The following is a 3,888-nucleotide window of genomic DNA, read 5'->3' as shown; positions in this document are numbered from 1 at the left end:
TCCAGTCGGCTCGAAGAACCGCCATCCCGCCACCCGCCACGATGTGGGCAAAACGACCAGACGCCCCGAGAGCATCACTGAACGCAATCGCCTTAAAGGCCACAAAGGTTAAATTTCAAGCTAAGGGCGGGCAGTTCCTCTACGAGATCCTCAATGGCCAGCCGCCCTTGCGCATCATCAGCCTCCCCTGGAAATGACGCACCAGGGGCCGGCTTGCAAGCAGAGTCCCACGATGCCGGGCAGTTGGCTCCAGGTACGGTGCAAGAACGCCCAGGACCCGAGTCACCATGGCGTGGACCGGTAAAAGGCCCCGCGGCGCGGACCCGACTCGCCCAGGGAAGGCCGGCCGTCTGCTGCGGAGCTGGCTAATTTCAGCGCAGCTAGAGCAATTGTCAAGAACTGTGGATCAGCTCAGATGGATGGCCATCGCAGATGCTCGCCTCGCAGTACCTTCGCCCCGTCAAGTCGGTCGCGGAGGTGAGCGGCAGCTTTCTGCGGCTCTCCGCGCCGGACGATTCCCGACCACCACCGAACCATCCGCGCTGGCATGGAGCTTGGCACGCGAGCCGATTCCCTGCACGCAGAATGTGCCTTTCGCTTGGAACGACAGAACCCCTCATGAAGGTCATCGCACCAGTTCAGAAAGCATTTTCGCACACACAGCCAGCAATGCGCCACACCTCCAGTGTAGGGTCGGGGGCTGGCGCGGTGGCATAGTACGTATGCTCCGTTTCCAACCCCCGCCACATCGAACCGTGCGTGCGGTTCTCCCGCACACGGCTCACCGACGCCGTTCACCACCGGCATTCGGCCTGCCCCGCCAGTCCCTGAAGGGTCTGGGTGCGACGACGTTCCCGTGAAGAGCGATCAGCCCCAGAGAGTCCTGGGAGGCGAAGGCAACCATCGCCCAGCCGAACTTCCTGGTCCGCCGGTGCTTCTTGGCGAGAAACCCGCCAATCCGCATCCGGGCGTACGAGCCGATCTGGTCGAAGGTGTGGGCCGAGTTCCCGAACCGGAAATACGCTGCCCATCCGCGCAGGAACGCGTTCACGTCCTCCACGATCACCTTGACCGGACGCAGCAGCCTGCGACGGTCCGTCAACTCACGGACCCGGTCGCGGGCATGCTGCATCGCCCTGTCCGAGGGCCAGCGGGCGAGGAAAGCAACAGGGTGCCGCCCGTCGCGGGGCCGGGAGGTGACCCACCGGTGGTGGAAACCGAGGAAATCCAGTCCCTCGCCCCCCACCTGCAGGTGCACGATCCTGGTCTTGGCCGCCTTCGGCTCCAGGCCGAGATCGGCCAGCAGAACTCTCAACCGCTCCAAGGCGGCCTCGGCCTGCTCGCGAGAAGCACACATCACCACCGCGTCATCGGCATAGCGCACCAGCACTCCGTGCCGACGTGCGTCCCATGCCCGGTCCAGCCGGTGCAGGTAGACGTTTGCCAGCAGCGGGGAGACCACCCCGCCTTGCGGCGTGCCGGTCACCGGCCGCTTCACCTGCCCGTCCTCCATCACCCCGGCACGCAGCATCGCGCGCAGGAGTTTGAGAACGGACCGGTCGCAGACGCGTTCCTCGATCGCCTGCATCAACTTCTCGTGCGGAATCGCTTCAAAACAGTTGGCGATGTCCGTCTCCACCACCCAACGCCTGCCCCTCCACGCCTCATCGATCAAGACCTGAAGGGCATCGTGAGCCCCGCGCCTGGGCCTGAACCCGAAAGAGCACGGCAGCATGTCAGCCTCGAAGACCGGCTCAAGCACCATCTTCAACGCCGCCTGCACGATACGGTCGCGAACAGAAGGAATCGACAACGGTCTTTGCTCCGCAGAGCCGGGTTTCGGGATGAACACCCGGCGCGCGGGCAACGGCCGCCAGCGCCCTCCCCTCAGTTCGTCGGCCAGCTCGTCGAGGAGCCGGGCAACGCCGTACTCCTCGACCTCGGCAAGAGTGATCGCATCGATCCCCGGCGCGCCGTGGTTCCGACGCACCATCACCCACGCATGCCATAGGACGTCCCTGCGGTGGACCTTGTCCCCCAGCGCGTGGAACCGTCGTCCGGGGTCGGCCTTGGCCGACCGGTAGAGCGCATGCTGCAAGGCTCGGACCGGATCCAGCTTCAGGGATCCCGACGTGGCGGAACTAGCCGAAACGGCACTCACCAAGCCCCTCCAAACAGTTGGCGCATCGACGAAGCAGCGGCCCTTCCCTGGCCGGCGGTTGTGTTGTCCGCCGGCTCATAGCGGTACTACGGCCGCCTCCGACGCCCACCCGGCCCGCGTCCACTTCCCGGGGAGCACCCGGTTATAGGACCCGTAGCTTCCGGCAGCAATTGACCGCAGGCTGCCGGGCCGGGGAGGGCCTCCCCAGTTCCCGTTGTCACCGTCGCAACGTTCCATGTCCCATACGCCGGGGAGTCCTTCACGGCTGTATCTCCAGGATCTTCGCCGCTTCCATGGCCTTCGCCCTGATTTCGGGGGCTCGGCACTCCCTGTCCCCGCCCCGAAAGGCGGGCCTCTAACGACGCCGCAGACTTCGCGTGATGCTACGGACCGCTGCTTTGCTCCCCCTTACAGGGCTTTCGACACTGGGCTTCGACGCCGGGCGTTTCCCTCCGACGCCGCCAGTCTGCTACCGGGCCTCCTGGCAGCTACCCGGACCGGACTTCCACCGGCAGGCGACAACGAGCTTACGACCCAAGATCAACTAACTCACGAAGACCTCCAGGTCTGCTGGGCGCGCGAAACGCCGAGGCTAAGGGCTTGCAGGCAATCAAGGTGTTGCTTCCCGTTCTGGGAATCGTTGGTGTGGTATGCGCATCTCGGATGAGGCTCGTGACCAACTTGCTGTGAAGTTCGCGGTGTTGTTCCCGCACCTGGATGAACGGCAGCGGCGGCTGTTGATGGCTGCGGAGGCCAGGGGCCTGGGGCATGGCGGTGTGCGGGCCGTCGCGCAGGCTGCGGAGGTGAGTGAGACGACGGTCCGCAGGGGTGTGTTCGAACTGGAGGCCGGCGAGGAGCCGTTGGGGCGGGTCCGGAGGCCGGGCGGCGGACGCAAACGGGTCGCGGATCTCAACCCGGCCCTGCGTCCGGCCCTGCTGGCACTGGTCGAGCCGGACGAGCGCGGAGATCCGATGTCGCCGCTGCGGTGGACCGTGAAGTCGACCCGTTCCCTGGCCCAGGAGCTGACCCGGGCCGGACACAAGGTCAGTGCCGACACCGTCGCCGGCCTGTTGCGGGAGGAAGGCTTTAGTCTGCAGGCAGGCGCCAAGACTCTGGAGGGCGGCCAGCACGGCGACCGCGACGCCCAGTTCCGCTACCTCAACGAGCAGGCCCGCGACTACCGGGATTCCGGACAGCCGGTCATCAGCGTGGACACCAAGAAGAAGGAGCTCGTCGGAGAGTTCAAGAACAGCGGACGCCAGTGGCGGCCGGCGGGTGATCCAGTGCTGGTGGGCGTCCACGACTTCGCCGACCCGCAACTGGGCAAGGCCGTCCCCTACGGGGTCTACGACATCGAGGCGAACACCGGCTGGGTGAACGTCGGCACCGATCACGACACCGCCGCGTTTGCGGTGGAGTCGATCCGCCGCTGGTGGCACGGCCAGGGCCGGCCCGCCTATCCACGGGCGACCCGACTGCTGATCACGGCCGACGCGGGCGGCTCCAACGGCTACCGCACCCGAGCTTGGAAACTCGAACTCGCCCGCCTCGCCGCCGAAACCGGCCTCATGATCACCGTCTGCCATCTACCTCCGGGCACACAATGCCGTTGCTTGAACTCGTTAAGCAGTTCGCAGTGACGCTGCAGGGGCGGGGTCGTTGGACCAAGCATGCATCCTTGGGTGGGGTTGTCAGATCATGTGCGGCTGGGGGTGGTGACGCGGTGG

The 3,888-nt window shown here is 66.0% G+C and carries 2 protein-coding genes and 1 pseudogene; 2 read left to right on the top strand and 1 reads right to left on the bottom strand.

The window, feature by feature from the left end; translation table 11 throughout:
• A partial coding sequence (locus tag O3W51_RS47445) for a hypothetical protein (protein WP_269290265.1) occupies positions 1-197 on the top strand: 197 nt, incomplete at its 5' end.
• Positions 198-781: 584 nt separating this feature from the next.
• Here O3W51_RS47445 and ltrA read toward each other — a convergent pair.
• On the bottom strand, positions 782-2,098 hold the full coding sequence (ltrA, locus tag O3W51_RS47440) for a group II intron reverse transcriptase/maturase (protein WP_269290263.1): 1,317 nt from the start codon (positions 2,096-2,098) through the stop codon (positions 782-784).
• A 713-nt stretch (positions 2,099-2,811) separates the two neighbouring features.
• On the opposite strand from ltrA, the pseudogene O3W51_RS47435 reads away from it, so the two are divergent.
• A pseudogene (locus O3W51_RS47435) lies at positions 2,812-3,762 on the top strand (ISAzo13 family transposase); the annotation flags it as partial.
• Between the last annotated feature and the right edge of the window lie 126 nt (positions 3,763-3,888).

Origin of the sequence: Streptomyces sp. H39-C1, assembly GCF_027158125.1 — a bacterium.
Taxonomy (GTDB): Bacteria; Actinomycetota; Actinomycetes; order Streptomycetales; family Streptomycetaceae; genus Actinacidiphila; species Actinacidiphila fildesensis.
The sequence above is the reverse complement of the archived record's forward strand: the minus strand, read 5'-3'. Positions and strand labels throughout refer to the sequence as shown.